Below are 18,970 nucleotides of genomic sequence, written 5' to 3' on the forward strand. Positions count from 1 at the left end.
CCGATCCGGTGCGGGTGGAAGTCACCGACGACGCCGTCCCGAACCATGATCTGACGGAATCGATCGACGTCGACGACAGCGGCACATACTCTGTCGACGCTACGGCGCAACGCGTCACATGGTTCGAGGTTCGAATCGCACCCCCTGATAGCCCTCCTGCCGTCGCATCCCGCGACCAGCACATCGGACGCGCAGACCCCGTCGCCATCGACCTCGACCCCGACCCCGACGGCGATATCGGACAAGGGTCGGCAACTGCTGAGACCAACGACATACGGCATGCGATCCGCAAGTTCGAAGAGGCACTTGGCATACATACCGACGCCGAGCGTGCGCTCGAGCTCAGCCTGTTCATGGAGGACTGCTACCGAGACATCGCCCTCGTCGCGGGCCAGCATCGGCCGGAGGAAATTTTCGATGGTCCCGAGGGATGGGCGAGCTGGCTCGATGCCAGGACCTACATCGAACAGCGGCTCGAGCAGGATCCTGATCAGGACCTCAACGTCGGGTTCCTGCTGGAGATCCGACGGAGACTGACGATTCGGCACCATCCCGAGATGGTCGGAACATTCCGAGCCGCGCCTGGGGGCTTCGGAGAACTCGGGGCACCGCTGACCGAGGGGGAGGTCGCCGCCGTCGAGCAGAACCGACTACTGACATACGTGCCGGGGCCATTCGGACCAGGACCACACGGAGCGGTCTTCGAACCCGTGCACCAGGGCCGCCCCGGAGCGGCGACGGTGCGTTGGCTGAAGTCGCCCCCGACCGAAGAAGAATTGGCCGCTATCGAAGCCGACCCGCTGCGGCAGTTCTGGGGGCCGGAAAATGAGACGGTCGAACACGGGGGGATCCTCTACCCGGCGTTCGGCGGGGCCGAAGGCACGCGGGCCGCGCTGGATGACGTGTGCCGCTGGTACAACCAGGCCATCCGGGATCCGAGGAACGATCCATATGTGGTCTCCGCGGAACTACAGCAGCGACTGATCACCATTCATCCATGGATTCCCGACTTCAACGGCCGTTTCTCCCGGCTGGTGGCACTGGTGTGGGGCCTGACAAGGGCGGGGCTGTCACCCAGCGCCGTACCCGGCTCGTATAACAACGACCTGTTCACAACGGTTCCCGAGTGGGCGAAGGCCGTCCATGCCGGGAGCCTCCGATATACCGGATGGGCGCGCGAACTCGAACGACTCGGTCCTGCAGTGGATCCCGTGCGACCGTTCGGCCTGGAACCGATGCGCGAGCAGTACCAGCGCATGCGCGGCACAGCGACGCCGTTCCGACCCGGCGAGAAACAGGACGGCGACCTCACCACACAGGTGCACGCCGCATTGCGGTCCGAAGGCGGAACCCGCACCGCAATCCCGGATATCACCCAGGAGGGATGGGCAGCCCGCAAACCCGCGCCCGCACCTACCGCACGGGAGCGAATCGGGTTGCCCGACAACGCCGACCCCATGCCCTCAGCGGCAGACCGGAACGTCGATGTCGAACTGAACCTCGCAATCCTCGCCCGCAACCACGACCACTTCCCGGTCGAATACAGCACCGACCCGGGAATCGTCTACATCCCCGACCCCGGGAGCTCACCAACCGAAGTCTTCACCACCGGCATCCTCCCAAAGGGAGAAGGCCCCCTCACCGCCTACCGCGACATCGACCACGCCCGCCGCTGGTCCACCACCGGCCGTGTCTTCGCAGCACGCCCCGAAGCCGCATTCCTCCGCGACGACCCCGACCGCTCCGCCCAACTCATCGGCGGAATCACCGGACGAGACATACTCGGCTACTACCACTTCGGCCACGAAGTGCCGGCCACCCTCCCCTACGGATTCACCATCGCGGCCCAGCACGCAGGTGATTGGATTCCCAACTCCACACACGACGATCCGCCCGAGGCACCGCTGCCAGCCGAAACCACTACGCCACCCGAGCCCGGTTCCCGGATGTCCGCCGTCGAATTCGCCGTGCTGCTCGATGAAGCCGAACGCTCCGGGCCGCCCGTCCGAACGAGCCCCCGCCACATCGCCAGCCGGAACAGCCTCACGGAACTGCTCACCTATCCCAACGGTTTCCAAGTGATCGAGAAGAGCCTGCTGGCGTCTGAGTGGCGCGCCGCCGAGATCCTGGTGTCGGCTGTCGGCTATCTGATCGGGGCACCCGTACCGCCGGTGATCCCCGCATATGACCGCGAAGATACCGTGCTGATGCCGCGGCTACCGGGCGATGCCGTTCCGAACGTTGCCACCCTGGATGCTGCTGCTCTGGAGATATTGCGGAACCATCCGGACACGCGCGAGCTCGGTTTCCTCGATGTGATCGTCGACAACTGGGACCGAATGGACAACCTCCTGCGCGACGGACACCACTACTACGGCCTTGACCACGCGTTCGCCTTGGAGAAGCCCCTCGACCCGAGTGCGAGCCCGATCTCGCAGCGCTATGTCACCGGCGTCGACCTCCACAACGAAGCCGACCCGTACGAATGGGCGGCCATCGACCGGAGCCGATCAGAACTCGATGAGCACATACGTACCGTCAGCGCACTGCGGGCGTTGTTCCTGGTCTACGGGTCCGTGGACGGGCATCGACGGGTGCTCGCGCGGCTGGAAGGGATGCGCGAGCACGCTTCCGACGACGCACCACAGGATTCGAAACGGCCCGTGTCCGGCGACCGCGAGATCGCCGAGTTCTGGCGAGATTTCCAGGATTTCCTGATCCGTGCCGGAACCGTCGTAGTGGGCGACCCGGCCATCGAAGAACTGGCCCGTGCTCGTATGTCGGATGTCCGGGCTGCATTGGACAGCCTCACGGAGAGCCAGCGACGCCTCATCGATCTGTTTCGGCGCGGGTCCGAGACTCCGGCTTCGGGACAGACACAACCCATCGATCACGGGATCGAACCCGCCGAGATAGTGGATGCTGCACGCACACTCGCGATCTCCACATTAGAATCCGGCAGCCGGTCCGGCCCGGAACAGAATCGGTCTGTACAGACGAACAACCCGCCGGTCGGCAACCGCATCGACCCCGTCGCAATCGACCTCGGCGACAGCACGCCCCCGTTCGACGGCGAGACCGCCCCAGCCGAACCAACTCCCGACTCGCGCTGGGCTTTCGGCACCGCCGAGGGCGAGCAAGGATCCACGCTTCCAGCCGATCCGCACCCCACCCAACAGGAGGAGAAGCACGCGGCGAGGGCATTCGCCGCACTGCGCCATCAATTCGGGCAGCACGCGACATTGCGGTCGCTGGTCGAGCGCGTCGACCCCGACGAGGTAGTCGATGCCGCCCGAGCCCGCGCCAGAAGGAATGCGCGCTGGTGGTTCTCGCTGTCCACCGAACAGCAGTCGGGGATGGTGGCGGTACACCCCGCCCTGATCGGCAATACCGACGGCATCCCGTACACCGTGCGCGATTACGCCAATCGCCGATCGATCACCCGGCAGCTCACGCAGCTGCGCCGGATCATCGGGCACCGCAAACTCACCGCCGCCGAGAGGACGCATCTGCTCAACCTGGAGACCACCCGAGATCAACTGGCCGAAATAGAACGCCGCGTCGAGGAATTCGGTTCGCCGCCGGTACAACTCCTCGCCTACGACGCCGAGAAATACAACGGCAACGGCCGGATCTCCGTCTCCATCGGAAACGCGGACGAGGCGACGAACGTCACCCGCCATGTCGGCGGCTTCGGGACCACGCTGCGGTCACTGCTGTACCGATATGGGTTTGCGGGTGCGCAGTACGAGATGACCTCACGGTATGCACCCGAAGAGACCGTGGCGGCCATCATCGATATCGGCTACGAACACCCGACCAAACTGCTGAAGGGAACGGCGCCGGTTCTCCCGTTCGATCCCGCCTATCACCGGTTCGCCGAAGTCGGTGGCTATGCCGTGGCGCGAGATACGGTGTCCTACAACGCTACTCGCGAGGCATTGGCCGAGTATCGGGGAATCGCGATGCCGCGGCTGCACACTCTCCTCGGGCACAGCTACGGCACCACGACCGTGTGCTACGCGGGGCAAGATGGACGGCTGGCCGGCGAGATCGACCAAGTGGTTCTGACCGCATCCCCGGGCGCGGGCCCGATGACCCGGGCCACCGACTTCGGGATCGGGGCCGAGAACGTCTACGTGCTGACGGCGACCCGTGATCCCATCGCCTGGCTCGGCGCCACCACTCCCGACGGGCGCGGCCGATTCCTCAACCGTGGTCTGGGACCGGATCCTGCCGGCGAATCCTGGGGAGCGGTACGGGTCACCGCGGAGCCACCGAAGACACCGGAGTTCCGCAAGCGCATGCAGGTCCATCAGGGTTACAACTCGTATGCCGATGTCGAGGCCCGGGTGCCGACCGAGTCGTTGGACAATATCGGCCTGATCACCGCGGGCCGCGGCGCCGAGGCTACCCGCGCCGAACATCGACCGGCCGATGCGGGCCGCGGTCCGGCCCCTCGTCTCACCGATCCGGAACGCCGGCGTGCCGCCCGCGCCCGCGCACTGAACGATGGCTTCGCTCCGGCGGAGGCCGCCGAAATCGAGCAGCTCATCGCTGAACTGCTGACCTTCCGCGACAAGGACGGCAATCGTCCGTTCGCCTACCTCGAGAACATGCCGATTCCCAGCGCCGCCGAACCGTCCGGGCCGGATTGGGTCGCCAACCGCGGGCAGTGGTTCCGGGCGCTGCTCGACGGCGATCGCGCCAAGCTGCGAACCGTAGAACTCACCGCCAAGGATTTCTTCGAACTGAAGCGCTTGCTGCGCCGCTCCCCCATCTACCTGACGCTCGCGCTGGTCGCCGCTACCGGTTTGAAAGCCGAACAGCTGCTGGGTATTTCCGACTCCGGCCCGCTGTTGTTCAAGCAGGAGAAGCGAATACAGGGTGACAAGACAATCACCGTCTGGAAATTCCGGACCTTGCCGGAGGACGAGCCGGAAGGACCCACCAGCAGCGCCGCCGTCGATCGGGCCATGCCGTTCCAGCGGTACCTGCGCGACACATCGCTCGATGAGCTGCCGCAACTGCTGTCCATCGCGACGGGAACCATGTCCTACCTGGCGGGCAGACCGATGCTCGACGGCGACCGTGTCCAGATGCGGAAAGTACTCACACCCGAGGAATACAAATTCTGGGAGCACCACCTCAAGAACGACCTGTGGTCGGCGCTGCACTTCCCCGGCTGCCGCGGTTTCGACCGCGAGTCGCCGGAATACCTGCGCACCAGATATCTCGCGGCCCGCCTCTATTCGCTGATCGGAAGCCGGTCGGTCGACGAGTACATGCTCGGGGTGATCGACCGGTACCTGCTCGGCATGGCTCGCAGCGAGGGCCGAGTACTGATACAGAACCTCGCCGCCCACCTGCACGGCCGTTTCCTCTCCAGCCCCGGCGCGAGGACGGAGACGACCGATGCCGCAGCACAACCGTCGTCCGACGCCGAATCCACGCAATCCCCCGATGGTGACTCCGGTCGTCCGGTCACGGACAGCGGCGCGGCGCAACCATCACCCACCGCGGCGGAGCCCGCGCCCGGCGACCCGCTGCTCGAGCGGATCCGCGGCATCAACCCACTACGCAACTGGGACAACAGCGCCGAGTGCACCATCGCCGCCGACCTCCGGCTCAGCGGCCGACCCGACATCGTCGCCGAACCGCCGGAAACTGGACGAGCACCCGGTGACGACAGCCGATCCCACATCCGGTTCATCCAGGCCCACTACGACACGACGTTCCAGCACGTCGAGAGCTGGACCGGCCTCGAACAGCAACTCCTCGACGCCGGCCACCTGGCACGCGGCATCATCGCCTACCGCCACCAACCCTTCGGAGGTCCACAAGGCCACACCGTCAACGTCGTCAACTACCACGGCACCATCCGCTACGTCGACGGACAATCCGGCCGAGACGTCACCAAGAGCATCCACGCACTGACCCACCGACTCACGGAACCTGCGGGCCATCGCAACCGACCTCCGGATATCGACGCCCACTTCCTCCGCACCGACGGCCATTACACCGGATCCCGCCCCGGCGCACCGGGTGTGGCGAAGCCCGTCCCTGGCCCGCCCACGGTCAACGAACCCGCCCGCGACCCCGGGGACTCCGACCAGGAGCCGCAAAGTTCGCCGAAATCCGAGATTTCCTAGAGCTCATCGCCCCCCGGATAACAGAAAGACCCCCGGCAACGGCATCGACCCCGTTGCGATCAGCCTCGGCGACGAAGACGCCGAGGACGAATATTTTGCCGAAGGTCCGCTGACCGACGCTCCACCGAATCCGCTCGACAACGCTCAGGTGGTACGGCTCGGCCACCTCTTCCAGTGGGGCCGACCATCGGCGGTCTGCTACTGGAGTATGCGGCTGGCAATGGATCTTCTTGATCAACGCGCCGATCGGATTGCTCGGGCTGCTCCTGGCCGCACGACTCCTGCCCGCCGACGAACCTGCCGGAACAACCGGGCCGCTGGACATAGTCGGTCTCACGCTGGCTTCGCTCGGCATGGTCGGTCTCACTTACGCCCTGGCGGCCTTCGCCATTCGTATCAGCGAGTTGCTCCCGCCATCGAACGTTCGATCACCTCGAAGATGTCGGCATCCGTCTCCTGCTGCCACTCGGGCAACTGATCCCAATCCGCCACATACCCCGGCTTCGGGTCAGGAATGTGCTTGTAGATCTGCCCGATCCAGCACAGCGCGAGCCATCTACCTTTCTGCGTCCGGCTGAGCTTGCTCGTACTCCCACCGCTAGCTGCTACAAAGGCGGCCACTTGGTCGTAGACGGCAATCGCGCTGGCCTGCTCCCATTCAGGCATTTCCTCCCAGGGTGCGATGTACCCCGGCTTCGGATCACCGGGGTAATGAGCCTTCACTCCGTCGATCCATGCCTGTCGGAAGACGCGACCGCGGTCTAATTCCTGCACGACTCTCCTCAGATTGATTGGCGTGGTTCTGTGACAACGCGACGATCTGGCGATCGAGGTGCTCGACATGCCGGTCGTCGCCGAGCGGCGCGAGTCGGCGGCGTAGATTTTCGAGCCGACGACCGATGTATCCGGAGCGGGTCTGCCGGGCAAGATCCAGAGCAGCGTCGCCATACATGACCGCCTGGAGAGGGTCTCTCTTCACTGCGCCGACGGCAGCGAGATCTACGAGAACGCTGGCGCGGCGCCGAGACGAAAGCCAGTTGTTCAGGACGTCATCGAGAATCTGTTCAGCGCGGTCAGGCTGATCGAGTTGGACAAGACACGTAGCTCGTTCCTCGGCCAGACGATCGCCGTCGAATCTCAACCACCCGTTGGATCCCAGGTGACTCATGGACAGGACTCCTTCCGCTGAGTCGGTGGCACGCTCCCACCCGGCATAGTCGCCCAGTCCAGCCAGCGCCCGCGCATGCACCGCATCGACCCAATACCTCGTGGTCAGAGCATGATCCCCACGACGCGCAATCTGCCGTGCCGACTCGGCGAGTGTTACCGCCGCGGGAAAGTAATTGTCGTGGATGCTGATGTAAGCCTGCCGGGTCAAGGCGCAGGCCCAAAGATCCCAAGCAGAAGCTTCTTTGCTGAGAGATGCGGCAACCGTATAGCAGTATGCCGCCTCAGGATACCGATCATCGTCGAACAGAATCTCTCCCGCCAACTGTGAGACCTCGGCGGCAAGTTCGCAGAGACGACGACGGACCGAGTCACTATCGGGACGGCACAGACCGCTGACCACGACACGCAAGTGTTCGCGGACTGCAGGTAAGGCTGCAGCTTTCGTCGGCGCTGATGAATACTCCTGCCACAGAAGTTGATTCATCGCCGCGTATTGATCGGTCGTGGCAATCTCGATTCGGCGTTCGAGGTCATCGGATTCGACGACCCTGTCCCAGTCGATGGACGTCGCCAGCGCCGCGCTGGACACGGATAGCAACTGCAGCAGTTCGCGCCGATTCATGTCATCGATCTCCGTGAGGTACTGGGGGCCGTGCAGACCGGGCGACTCGTCGCTGTCGAGCTCAGACGCTCGTTCCGACGCCTGGCGCAGCCCGGACGGTCGTCGCAGTTCACCGCAACGCAGTCGGAACCTGGCCAGCTGGTCTGCGTCTGCTCGCGCGAGAAAGGTGTCCATGATCGCGGCGTGTTGCGCACGGAGGATCCGCTTCGCACCTTTGCGTTCCCAGTTCCGGAGCGTGTCGAAGGGAACCCCAGCGAGTTGACAGAACCCTAGCCGCGTCTCACGCAGCGCATCCCGCAGCGCACGTACCTCCAGCCCGGTCCACTGAAGCTGAACAGACATAGGCACTACCCCCATACCCGTCGAGTGCATGCAGCATACCCCCGACGAACCCTTGTAATACCCCTGATGACACTCCTTACCAGGCCTTCCTTGCTGCGACCGTTGGCACAGCTCCAGATATCAACCCGAACCCACGCAAGAGGACAGTCATGTTCGAAACATTGAAGGTCGGCGCTTGGGCATGCATCGACGGACGGTGCCCCGTACGCCCACTCCTCCACCCGGAAGACCAAGCTGTCACCCTGATCTTCGGTGACTGTGACACCTTCGAGCTGTACCTCGACGGTGCCGCCCTCCGAAACATCATCAAACTCGCGACCATCGCTCTCGACGAGCTCACGACGCACGCCTCCACTTAGACCTGGATTGATCGCAATGTGCAGTAGAGCGGTACCGGCTCAGCATCGAGGCGACCTTCGCCATACCGTCAGCGCGTCGGATACCCGGGCGCACTGGCCCACTTCTCGCCCGCGATCACGACGTGGTCGAGGAAGCGGAGGCCTACGGTGTGGGCGGCTTCGGTGAGGATGGTGGTGGCGCGGCGGTCGTCGGGGCTGGGGGTGGGGTCGCCGGAGGGGTGGTTGTGGACGACGGCGAAGGCGCGGCCGTCGTGGCGCAGGACGGTGTTCAGGATTTCCCGGACCGGGACGGCGACCTGGTCGACGGCGCCTTCGGCGACGAAAACCTTGTGGCGCAATCGGTTCTGCGTGTCGCATACCAGCACGAGCAGTCGCTCCACGCGGGCGCCGGTGAACTGCGGGCGGGCCGCGGCGGCCACGTCGGCGGCGCTGGTCAACCGGAACGAGGTGTCCGGGCCGCCGCGTGCGCGGGCTCCGAGGTGGAACGCGGCGATGATCGCGGACGCCTTCGCCACGCCGATCCCGGCCCGCCGCGACAACTCCTCCGGACGCGCGGATGCCAATCCGGGCAGCCCATCGTGCTCGACCAGCAACTCCGCCGCCAGATCCAGCGCACTCGCACCACGCCTGCCGTGCCGCAACAGCAGCGCGAGCAACTCCGCGTCGCTGAGCGCTTGTGGTCCGAGCACCAGCAACCGCTCGCGCGGCCGCTGCGCGACCGGCACATCGACAAGAGAGACCGCCATTACTCCACCCCTCGGTCCGGCCAACAGTGCCCGGGATTCTGCCAGCCACCACCGACATCTCGGCCGGAGCTGGTCGCTCGCGGTCGTGCCTTCCTGCCGACACGCGGAGCCCGTCATGCTCCGCCTGCATGCCGACAGTCCTATCCCGGTTCTCCCCGACTGCTGCTCGCACTCGGGCCACGGCAGTACGGCGTCGCCACTCGAACCTGAGCGCTACACAGCCCCGCGCCGGGCCGAGCGGAGACAAGGCGGCCGCCTATCCGGGAATCAGCACGCAACCCATATGCTGATGGGCGGTTCGGTCACCAAGTCAGTCCGTGAGCTGGGAGTTGATGGGCGATGTGGTACCTGAAGGCGCAATGGCATCACAACTTCACCGACGAGCCGGTCGAGATGTTCAGCGAGATCGGCGACGACGGTTTCGAGGTGCGCAAGGTGGAGATATTTTCCGACGGCCGCATGGATTGGGCCGATGCCGGTCGCGGCACCGGCACGACAACGCTCAGCCGGATGCCGATCCCGATGGTGGACGAGATCAACGAACAGGTCGAGTATTCTGCCCTCGCGGTCGATGCTCGCGAGTTCGAAACCGTATGGCTGCGTGCACTCGGACAGCAACGGCGCGAGCAGCGATAGTGCGCTGCTGTGAGGTGGCGCCGCCCATCCGGGTGATCCCCTAACGCTCGACGGCCGCGGCATCCGGCTCGGGAGGGGTGAGGAAGGCCTTCGCGGCGAGCTTCTCCAAGTGATGCAACTGCCGCTCGTGGACGACGATCCGGCGCAGGGCCTCGTTGATGGTGGCGTCGCTCGTCGCCGTGCCCATGATGGCGGCGGCAGCGGCGAGCAGATTCTGGTCGAGATCGATCCGCACGGATTTCATGCGTCCTCCTTCGTACATTCGCCATATTGCGGCATGACGCCCGCTCATGTCCGGCAAATCGCGAACTAGGCCTTGCATTCATACCCTACGGGGGTATAGTTCCACGCATGGAGCACAGGCACGACCTCTCCGGCGACCACGCCTCGCACGCGCACGCGACGCACACCGCCGAGCAGCACACCGCGAAGCACCCGTCGGCTACCTGGCAAATGGCCGCCATGGCGACCCTGCACTGCCTCACCGGCTGTGCCATCGGCGAGGTCCTCGGCATGGTGATCGGCACCGCGCTGGGCTGGAGCAACGCCGCGACCATGGCCCTGGCCATCGTGCTGGCGTTCCTGTTCGGCTACGCCTTCACCATGCGCGGCGTGCTGCGGGCGGGACTGCCGCTGGCCGCGGCCGTGAGCACCGCCCTCGCCGCCGACACCGTGTCGATCACCGTCATGGAGATCGTGGACAACGCGGTGATCCTCGCTGTCCCGGGCGCGATGGACGCCCACCTGGACAGCGCGCTGTTCTGGATCACCCTCGCCTTCGCCTTCGCGGTGGCGTTCGTGGTGACCACGCCGGTGAACAAATGGATGATCGGACGCGGCAAGGGCCACGCGGTGGTGCATTCGCTGCACGGCGGGCACTGATCAGCACGCGGCCCAGCATTTCCTGCCGCCGACGCCGGAAAGTGGCCCGTTCAGCTAGGCAGTTTGCTCAGCTGGACGGGCTTTTGTTGTCGGCGGCGGTCAGCGGTGCTTGCATCGAAGTATGTTCAATGAGGCTCAGCTGTACTCGCCGGTCACCCGCACCGGCGACGACGTGACAGTGCACCTGAGCGACGAGCACCCCGGCGTGCACGATCCCGAGTACCGGGCCCGTCGCAACGCCATCGCCGCGCTGGCACTGGACTACGCGCCAGGAAAACCGCTCCCCCGCATCGACTACACCGATGAGGAACAGCAGGTGTGGCGGATCGTGTCGGCCGAACTCACGCGCAAACACCGCACCTACGCCAGCGCGGAGGTGCTCGCGGCGGCCGAGGCGCTGGCCCTGCCGACCGATCACATCCCGCAGCTGGACGAGGTGTCCGCGGCGCTCGCACCGCTGACCGGATTCCGCTATGTCCCGGCCGCGGGCCTGGTGCCGCTGCGCGAGTTCTTCGGCTCCTTCGCCGATCGGATCTTCCATTCCACCCAGTACATCCGGCATCACTCCGCGCCGCTGTACACACCGGAGCCGGACGCCATCCACGAGATCATCGGGCACGCCACTCAGATCGCCAGCCCGCGCTTCGCGGCGGTCTACGCCGCGGTCGGCGCGGCGGTCGGCAGGCTCAGCACCGAGCGTGCGCTGAAGTTCCTCGCCGACGTCTTCTGGTTCTCGATGGAATTCGGCGTCGTCCGGGAACATGGCGAGGTCCGCTGCTATGGAGCGGGTCTGCTGTCGTCCTACGGCGAGATCGAGGAGTTCCGGCACGCCGAGCTGCGTCCGCTCGACATCGCCCAGATGGGTACCGCGGTCTACGACATCACGCACTACCAGCCGATTCTCTACTGCGCGGAATCGATCGCCGAGATCGAGGACGTGATCGGCGGCTTCTTCGCGACCATGGACGACGACACACCCGATCGATTGCGGCACGCCAGCCCAGCCGGAGCGTAGTAGTTCCGGCACACCGAGCCGGGTCGAAGCCGCTCAGGCCTGCGGCCCGAGCGGCATGCCCGCGTCCAGGAACTCCAAGGTGCGGGTGATGTTCTCGATGTTCAACGGCGTGACCGTGGCCATGGCCAGGGCGGCGCCTGCCATCGCGCCCGCCGCCACGCGCACCTCGAAATCGTCTGCGGGCCTGCCGACATGGTCGGCCAGCAAGCCGGCGAGGAGATCGATGCTGCGGATGATCTCCCAGCCGATGGCCGACCGCAGCTCCGGCACGTGATAGAGCAGCGCTTGCCGTTCCTGCTCGAACGCCAGATCGGCCGAGGGCAGACCGCCGAAGACCTCGAGCACCGCGTTGCGCAAGGCGGTGAACGGCGAGACGTCGCGCGGCTGCCGTCGCAGCGCCTCGATCATCAGCGGATCGAGGTCGTCGGCGAGCACCAGCTGTTCCTTGGTCGGGAAGTAGCGGAAGAAGGTGCTCGGCGAGACATCGGCGGCCGCGGCGATCTGCTCGATCGTCGTCTCGTTGTAGCCCTGCTCGCGGAACAGCCGGAACGCCTCCATGCGAATCGTCCGGCGGGTCCGTTCCTTCTTCCGCTCGCGCAGACCCTGCGCCGTCCCGCTCGCGGGTAGCTCAACCGACATGAATCGATTCTGCCGCACCCGGCTCCGGCGCCTGGTCGGGTCGCCGGGTGCGCACGAACGCCACGGCCAGCGCCGCCGCCAGCAGGCACAATGCGGCGCAGGCCCACAGCATCGCGCTCATGCCGCCGACGAACGCGTCCTGTACGTGGTGCAGCATCGCCGGATCGCCCGACTCATGCGCTGTCGCGACACCCGCGTTGACACCGTCCGAGATCGGGTCGCGATTCAAGGCGCCGAGCTCCGAACGGTAGCGGGTGGACAGCACGGTGCCCAGTACCGCGACGCCGATGGTGCCCGCGGCCTGGCGCAGCGCCTGCAGCAGCGCGGAGCCCGACCCGGAGCGCTCGGCGGTCAGCTCACCCATCGCCACGCCCATGGCCGCGGGCATCACCAGGCCCATGCCGGCGCCGAGCAGCGTCAGCCACACCGCGGTGAAGCCGTAGCCGCTGTCCACGGTGGTCAGCGCGCCCAGCGCCAGCGAGCCGCCGAGCAACCCGAATCCGGCGGAGATCACCACGCGGATGCCCAGTTTCGGCAGAATCCGGTCGACCAGCCTGCTGCCGATCAGCAACCCGCCGATCAGCGGAAGCAGCCGCAGTCCGCTGCCGAGCGCGTCCACGCCGAGCACGGCCTGGAAGTACTGCGGCACGGTGAAGAACATGCCGAACATGGCGAAGTTCACCACGATGGAAAATGCCGTGCCCCAGCGGAATCCGTCCGCGGCGAACAAGCCGAGATCGACCAGCGGATACGCGGTCCTGCGCTGCCAGGCCAGGAAAGCACCGAGCAGCAGCACACCGCCCGCGACGATCGCCCAGGCGCGGCCGTCGCCCCAGCCTTCCTCGCCGATGCGGATGAAGCCGTAGGTGAGCCCGAGCATGCCCGCGGCCGACAGCAGGATGCCGAGCAGGTCGATGCGGAAGCTGTGCGCACTGCGCGATTCCGGCACCAGCGCCGCGACGGCGAGCGCGCCGATCACCACCATCGGCACGTTGATCAGGAACACCGAACCCCACCAGAAGTTGCGCAGCAACCATCCACCCACGATCGGGCCGAGCGGCAGTCCGATCGCCGTCGAGGTGATCCAGATGGTGAGCGCACGCTGCCGCTCCGCTCGGCCGGGAAACATGTCGGGCAACACCGACATCGACAGCGGAATCATCGCCGCCGCCGCGATGCCGAGCACGACGCGCGCCGCGATGAGCTGACCGGGCGAGGTGGCCACGGCACAGGCGATCGACGCGATCCCGAACAGCACCAGCGCGGCCAGCAGGAACTTCTTGCGGCCGTAGCGGTCGCCGAGCGCGCCCGCGGGGAGCATCACGGCGGCCAGCGCCAGCGTGTACGCACTGCTGAACCATTGCAACGCAGCGGTATTCGCGTTCAGGTCGACGGCGAGCGTGGGCAGGGCCACGGTCAGCACGGTGACGTCGAGCCCGATGGTCAGCATTGCGACCGCCAGCGCGCCGAGCGCGAGCCAGCGACGGGTCGAGTCGGTCTTCATGACACCTCCAGAAAAGAAAGCTACAACCTTTTGATAGTAGCTCTCATTTGAGAGAGTATGTCAAGTTTGTTCGACGAGCTCGGGGATATGCGCGGCTGACCGGCGGAACCCTCGCTAGGCTCACTGCCGATGAAGATCACGCAGTTCCGTCGCCGCGCCGGGTTCTACGCGGGCGCCCTGCTGGCCGTCGTGGCGATCGGGGCGACGGCCGTGCCCTCGCTCGCCGCGCCGACCACCAGCACGCCGTTCACCACGCCGAACACCGACGGCTGCCCGCAGAAGACACTGCCGCCCCCACCGATCGATGCGTCCGAGGTGCCCGCGCCAGGGGAGCCGACACCGGCTCCGCTGCCGATCCCGACGCCTCCGATCGGCGGCGCCCGGCTCGGCGAGTGCGGAGTCGCGCTACCGCGATCCGGACCGCCCGCACCGCAGGACATCTCGGCGACGGCCTGGCTGGTGGCGGATCTGGACACCGGCGAGGTGGTCGCGGCGAAGGACCCGCACGGGCGTTATCGGCCCGCGAGCACGATCAAGGTGCTGCTCGCCACGCTGGCGCTGCGGACACTGGATCTGAACAAGGTGGTGGTCGGGACGCGAGCCGACGCCGATGTGGACGGCACCAGGGTCGGCATCGGTCCGGGCGGTCGCTACACCAATCGCCAGCTCATGCAGGCGCTGATCATGGCCTCCGGCAATGACGCGGCGCACGCCATCGCCGCGCAACTGGGCGGCGACGCGGCCACCATCGCGAAGATGAACGAACTGGCGAAATCCTTGCGCGCCATGGACACTCGTGCCGCCACCCCGTCCGGCCTGGACGGCCCCGGCATGAGCACCTCGGCCTACGACTTGGCGGTGCTGTTCCGCGAAGCCATGACCATCCCGCTGTTCGCCGAGCTCATTCGCACCGAGCAGGTCGATTTCCCCGGCTATCCCGCGGATCCCCAGATTCCCGGCGATACCGACCGGCCCGGATATCCGATCGGCAACGACAACCAGCTGCTGTACAACTACGCGGGCGCCCTCGGCGGCAAGACCGGCTTCACCGACGACGCGCGCCAGACGTTCGTCGCCGCCGCCGAGCGCGACGGCCGCAGGCTGGTCGTGACCCTGTTGCAGGCCGAGGTGCGGCCGTTGCGCCCGTGGGAACAGGCGGCCCGGCTGCTGGACTACAGCTTCGCGCTGCCCAGCGGCGCGTCGATCGGCAACCTGCCGGGCGCGGTGGTTCCCCAGCGTGACGCGGTGGTACCCCAGCGTGAGCAGAGCGAAGTAGCGCTTGCCGCACCACCCGCGTCGGGAACCGACCCTTCCGCCATGCCACTTGCCGAAGAGCGCCGCGTCGATACCAGGACCGTGCTGATCGCCGTCGGCGTCATCGTGATCCTCGTCCTGCTGGCGGGGGCACGCCGAGCCAATCGACGACGTTGATCACCCCTGCTCGCAGGGCAACTCGGCCTGCTTACCGCTCACCGGCGGCCGGGCAACCGGCGTAACCCCGAAAGCGCAAGGGCCGCAAGTGCACCCGCACCGAAGAAAGCGGCGCCCGCACCCACCGAAACATCGCGCGCGTGGACTCGCGGCGCGATAACCGCGGGCGGAGGCGGTGGGATCTCGGCTTCCGGCTCGTTCTCGGCGGCGGTGGCGGCCCAGGCGGTAGCGAAGAGGACGATGCGGTAGGTGACGTAGGTGAACACCAGCAGACCGATGATCGAGCCGAACGTGGCGCCCGCCGGGCTGCTCAGCACCGATCGCAGGTAGATCGAGGCGACGATCTTGAACACCTCGAACGCCAGCGCGGCCAGCCCCGCCGCTTTGGCCGCGCTGGCCAGTGTGACAGGTTCGCGCGGCAGCCTGGCGATGACCCATGCGAACACCGCCCAGGAGGCCAGAAACCCGAGCAGTGTCGACAGCAGCGTCAGCAAAACCCCGGCGCCGGGCAGCTCGGCGAGACCGAGGCTGGTGAGCAGTTGCCTGCCGAGCGCGCTCGACGCCAGCGCCGACAGCCCCAGCGAGACCACGAACGCCAGACCGAGACCGACCAGCGCGCCCAGATCGGAGAGCTTGGTCACCAGCCAGTTGCCGTCCGGCGTCTTCTGTTCCCACTGCTCGGTGAGCGCGGCCCGCAGGTTGGCCATCCAGCCGAGTCCGGTGTAGACGCCGACGAGAAGACCGAGCACGCCGACCGTACGCCGCGACTCGACCGCCTTGTCGACCAACTCGTTGAGCTGATCGCCGAACGAGCCGGGGATGTTCTCGACAATGTTGGCCCGCAACTCGCTGAGCAGCTCCGGATTGCGGGACAGGACAACGCCCGCGACCGCGAACGCGATCATCAGCAGCGGAAACAGCGATAGCACAGTGAAGTACGTGATGCCGGCCGCGTAGTAGTCGCCTCGTTGCTGCTCATAGCGCCCCGCCGCCCGGACCAGATGATCCAGCCACGGCATCGCCTGAATCCGGCGTTCGATCCCGGCCTTGATGTTGTCGATCACCTGCACGCTGCGCCCCTTCGAACGTGAGACAGACCTCGCACGAGCCTAACGGGCGCGGCCGAGCGCAGGTTGACGAAGCGGCAGAGAAGACGCTGTCGGACGAAGTCCGCCGTCAGTTCGCGGAAGGAAGCCGCCTAACGGCCCAGCAAACCGACCCGGTCGTATACCTGAGCGAGGGTGTTGCCGGCGATCTCCCGCGCACGCTCGGCTCCGGCGGCCAGGATGCGGTCGAGTTCGCCCTGGTCGGACAGGTACTCCTGCACCTTCGCGCGCAACGGCGTGACGAATTCCACCAGCGCGTCGGCGACGTCGGACTTGAGCTCGCCGTAACCCTTGCCCTCGAAGTCCTTCTCCAGCGTGACGATCGGCGTCCCGGTCAGCGAACTGAGGATCACCAGCAGGTTGCTGACACCCGGTTTGCCGTCGGGGTCGTAGACGATCTCCCGTCCGGTGTCGGTGACCGCCGATTTCACCTTCTTCACGGTGATCTTCGGGTCATCGAGCAGGTTGATCAGGCCCGCGTCGGTGGAGGCCGACTTGCTCATCTTCGCGGTCGGGTCCTGCAGGTCGTAGATCTTCGCGGTGCCCTTGACGATATGCGCCTCCGGCACCACGAACGTCTTCTTGAACCGAGTGTTGAAGCGCTGGGCCAGATTCCGGGTGAGCTCCAGATGCTGGCGCTGATCCTCGCCGACCGGAACCTGATGGGCGCGATAGAGCAGGATGTCCGCGGCCATCAGCACCGGGTAGGTGAACAGGCCAACGGTCGCGTTCTCCGCGCCCTGCTTCACCGATTTGTCCTTGAACTGGGTCATCCGGCTGGCCTCGCCGAAGCCGGTGACACAGCTGAGCACCCAGGCCAGCTCGGCGTGCTCGGGCACCTGGCTCTGCACGAACAGAGTGGACTTCTTCGGGTCGATGCCCAGCGCGAGCAGCTGCGCGGCGGCGGCCAAGGTGTGCGCCTTCAGCTGCTTCGGATCCTGCGGCACCGTGATCGCGTGCAGGTTCGGGATGAAATACAGCGCGTCGTAGTCGTCCTGCATGGTCACCCAGTACTGCAGCGCGCCAAGGTAGTTCCCGAGATGGAACGAGGAGCTGGTCGGCTGGATCCCGGACAGAACCCGCTGTTTGCGTTCGGCGGCCGGGGTGGGCGCAGGACTGGACATACCCCGATCTTCGCATGCGGCTCAAGCCGAATTTCGCTGCACCCAGTTGCGCGGATCGATCCCGGGCATGCTCGGCCGCCCGCTGCTGACCAGTTCGTGCTCCCGCTTGGAGAGCAACTTGTAGACCGGCGCGCTGGGTCCGGCCAGCGTGGGACGCAGCACCGGCGGCACCAGCGGAACCGAGACGTGCGCGGTGCGAACCGCCCGCGTCAGCGCCTGGTAGGCGACCTGCTCGGCCACACCCCAGCGCATCCCGTACATCCGCCGGATCCGCGGCGGCAGGCTGCCCTGGACCAGCAGATAGAACGCGGAGGTGACCTGCTGCAACGGCACACCCTGCGAGTAGGGCACCTGCTGACCGGCCAGGTAGGAGCCGACCAGCCGCGCCTCGTCGGTGAGGAACACCTCGTCCGAGGCGAGATAGCCGTCGAAGTAGGCGCGGAAGTCCCGGTAGCTGCCCGGCGCAGCGTCCGCGGGCATGCCGAACAGCTCGGCCCAGCGCACGTAGTCCTGGTAGAGCCCCTCGCGCTCGCCGTCGGTCATGGTGCGCACCAGCAGGTCGTACATCACCTCGGCCGAGTCGAAGGTGAACGCCATGGTCATGAACATCAGGTGTGGGTCGAGCGCGGCGTACCTGGTGCCCGCCGGATGCCGGGTGCCCGCGTCCTCGGGCAGCGCGCCGCGCACCTCGAGGTGCTTCTTCCTGGTGAACGCCAGCGCGCGGTCGGCCTCGGCCTTGCTGCCGAGGAACACCGCCTCGAACAGGTGCCCGGTCAGCGCGAGCCGGGTGTAGGGCGTCATCCGGTGCTCGGTGTTCTCCGCGGTGCCGACGTAGAGCAGCGGATGCACCGCGCCGACGACCAGGGCGCGCAGGCCGTAGGTGAGCCCCACCGCGCGCTTGCTCATCACCCGCCGAATCATCGAGTGATCGCTGAAATAGCCGGTCTCGGACATCGCCGCCTCCTCGTCGAGAGCATCTGGCAATAGCATCCACCAGAATTAGAATTCTGGCAATAAGCTCTGCCAGAATTTGCCTCGCCTCGACTGTCTGCCCCATGTGCGAATCGCGCAAGCCCACGGCCCATACCGCGCCTCGGCTGTCCTGCTGAGATCCTCGGGATTTCGACTCGGCAACCACACTGGCCCGACCCCCGCTTTCGAGCGCAGCAAGACCGAGCATTCCTCGTTCGCGGCGCGTCCGAGCCGCCGAGGCGCAAGCGCCGGTCGCTCGGACGCGGACCC

At 66.4% G+C, this 18,970-nt stretch carries 15 protein-coding genes (1 of these 15 cut by a window edge); 6 read left to right on the forward strand and 9 right to left on the reverse strand.

Features of this window, described 5'->3' with window-relative positions:
* Positions 1-6,152, forward strand: partial view of a LuxR C-terminal-related transcriptional regulator gene (locus NA4_RS11305; RefSeq protein WP_218022284.1) — the end only. 25,624 nt of this gene lie to the left of the window's left edge; only the last 6,152 of its 31,776 coding nucleotides appear in the window; its start codon lies off the left edge, out of view; the stop codon is at positions 6,150-6,152.
* A 396-nt stretch (positions 6,153-6,548) separates the two neighbouring features.
* Here the strand turns inward: NA4_RS11305 and NA4_RS11310 are convergent, their stop codons facing one another.
* A complete protein-coding gene (locus tag NA4_RS11310) occupies positions 6,549-6,818 on the reverse strand; it encodes a hypothetical protein (RefSeq protein ID WP_245671275.1) in 270 nt (89 codons plus the stop codon).
* Between the two features lie 34 nt (positions 6,819-6,852).
* Positions 6,853-8,316, reverse strand: coding sequence for an NsdA family TPR-like regulatory protein (locus tag NA4_RS11315; protein WP_067468299.1), 1,464 nt, complete (start codon positions 8,314-8,316; stop codon positions 6,853-6,855).
* A gap of 119 nt (positions 8,317-8,435) precedes the next feature.
* Here NA4_RS11315 and NA4_RS11320 point away from each other — a divergent pair, with 119 nt between their 5' ends.
* On the forward strand, positions 8,436-8,645 hold the full coding sequence (locus NA4_RS11320; protein ID WP_067468302.1) for a hypothetical protein: 210 nt from the start codon (positions 8,436-8,438) through the stop codon (positions 8,643-8,645).
* A gap of 68 nt (positions 8,646-8,713) precedes the next feature.
* On the opposite strand, the gene radC is transcribed toward NA4_RS11320, so the two are convergent.
* Positions 8,714-9,391, reverse strand: coding sequence for a RadC family protein (radC, locus tag NA4_RS11325; RefSeq protein ID WP_067468305.1), 678 nt, complete (start codon positions 9,389-9,391; stop codon positions 8,714-8,716).
* 339 nt (positions 9,392-9,730) lie between these two features.
* Here radC and NA4_RS11330 point away from each other — a divergent pair, with 339 nt between their 5' ends.
* The gene (locus NA4_RS11330; protein WP_067468308.1) at positions 9,731-10,027 is read left to right on the forward strand and encodes a DUF6881 domain-containing protein; all 297 of its coding nucleotides are present in this window, start codon (positions 9,731-9,733) and stop codon (positions 10,025-10,027) included.
* Positions 10,028-10,067: 40 nt separating this feature from the next.
* Here the strand turns inward: NA4_RS11330 and NA4_RS11335 are convergent, their stop codons facing one another.
* Positions 10,068-10,271 carry a type II toxin-antitoxin system VapB family antitoxin gene (locus NA4_RS11335; RefSeq protein WP_067468392.1) on the reverse strand — a complete coding sequence of 68 codons (204 nt, stop codon included), beginning with the start codon at positions 10,269-10,271 and terminating at the stop codon, positions 10,068-10,070.
* 107 nt (positions 10,272-10,378) lie between these two features.
* Here NA4_RS11335 and NA4_RS11340 point away from each other — a divergent pair, with 107 nt between their 5' ends.
* A complete protein-coding gene (locus NA4_RS11340; RefSeq protein ID WP_067468311.1) occupies positions 10,379-10,909 on the forward strand; it encodes a DUF4396 domain-containing protein in 531 nt (176 codons plus the stop codon).
* A 121-nt stretch (positions 10,910-11,030) separates the two neighbouring features.
* Positions 11,031-11,924 carry a phenylalanine 4-monooxygenase gene (locus NA4_RS11345; RefSeq protein WP_067468314.1) on the forward strand — a complete coding sequence of 298 codons (894 nt, stop codon included), beginning with the start codon at positions 11,031-11,033 and terminating at the stop codon, positions 11,922-11,924.
* 33 nt (positions 11,925-11,957) lie between these two features.
* Here the strand turns inward: NA4_RS11345 and NA4_RS11350 are convergent, their stop codons facing one another.
* Both NA4_RS11350 and NA4_RS11355 read right to left on the reverse strand, forming a co-directional pair.
* Positions 11,958-12,563 (reverse strand): TetR family transcriptional regulator, encoded by a 606-nt coding sequence (locus NA4_RS11350; protein ID WP_067468317.1) that lies wholly within the window; start codon positions 12,561-12,563, stop codon positions 11,958-11,960.
* On the reverse strand, positions 12,553-14,067 hold the full coding sequence (locus tag NA4_RS11355) for a DHA2 family efflux MFS transporter permease subunit (protein WP_067468320.1): 1,515 nt from the start codon (positions 14,065-14,067) through the stop codon (positions 12,553-12,555). Before NA4_RS11355 ends, NA4_RS11350 begins: the two co-directional genes overlap by 11 nt.
* Before the next feature lie 129 nt (positions 14,068-14,196).
* On the opposite strand from NA4_RS11355, the gene NA4_RS11360 reads away from it, so the two are divergent.
* Positions 14,197-15,498 carry a D-alanyl-D-alanine carboxypeptidase family protein gene (locus NA4_RS11360; protein ID WP_067468324.1) on the forward strand — a complete coding sequence of 434 codons (1,302 nt, stop codon included), beginning with the start codon at positions 14,197-14,199 and terminating at the stop codon, positions 15,496-15,498.
* Positions 15,499-15,536: 38 nt separating this feature from the next.
* Here NA4_RS11360 and yhjD read toward each other — a convergent pair whose 3' ends face one another.
* The 3 genes from yhjD to NA4_RS11375 all read right to left on the reverse strand — a co-directional run bounded on the left by yhjD (position 15,537) and on the right by NA4_RS11375 (position 18,682).
* Entirely contained in the window at positions 15,537-16,568 is a 1,032-nt protein-coding gene (gene yhjD / locus NA4_RS11365; RefSeq protein ID WP_084496984.1) for an inner membrane protein YhjD, read from the reverse strand.
* Between the two features lie 128 nt (positions 16,569-16,696).
* Positions 16,697-17,728, reverse strand: a complete 1,032-nt coding sequence (trpS, locus tag NA4_RS11370; protein WP_067468327.1) for a tryptophan--tRNA ligase — start codon at positions 17,726-17,728, stop codon at positions 16,697-16,699.
* A 21-nt stretch (positions 17,729-17,749) separates the two neighbouring features.
* On the reverse strand, positions 17,750-18,682 hold the full coding sequence (locus NA4_RS11375) for an oxygenase MpaB family protein (protein WP_067468330.1): 933 nt from the start codon (positions 18,680-18,682) through the stop codon (positions 17,750-17,752).
* Positions 18,683-18,970 lie beyond the last annotated feature (288 nt).

This window comes from Nocardia amamiensis NBRC 102102 (assembly GCF_001612745.1).
GTDB classification, from domain to species: Bacteria; Actinomycetota; Actinomycetes; order Mycobacteriales; family Mycobacteriaceae; genus Nocardia; species Nocardia amamiensis.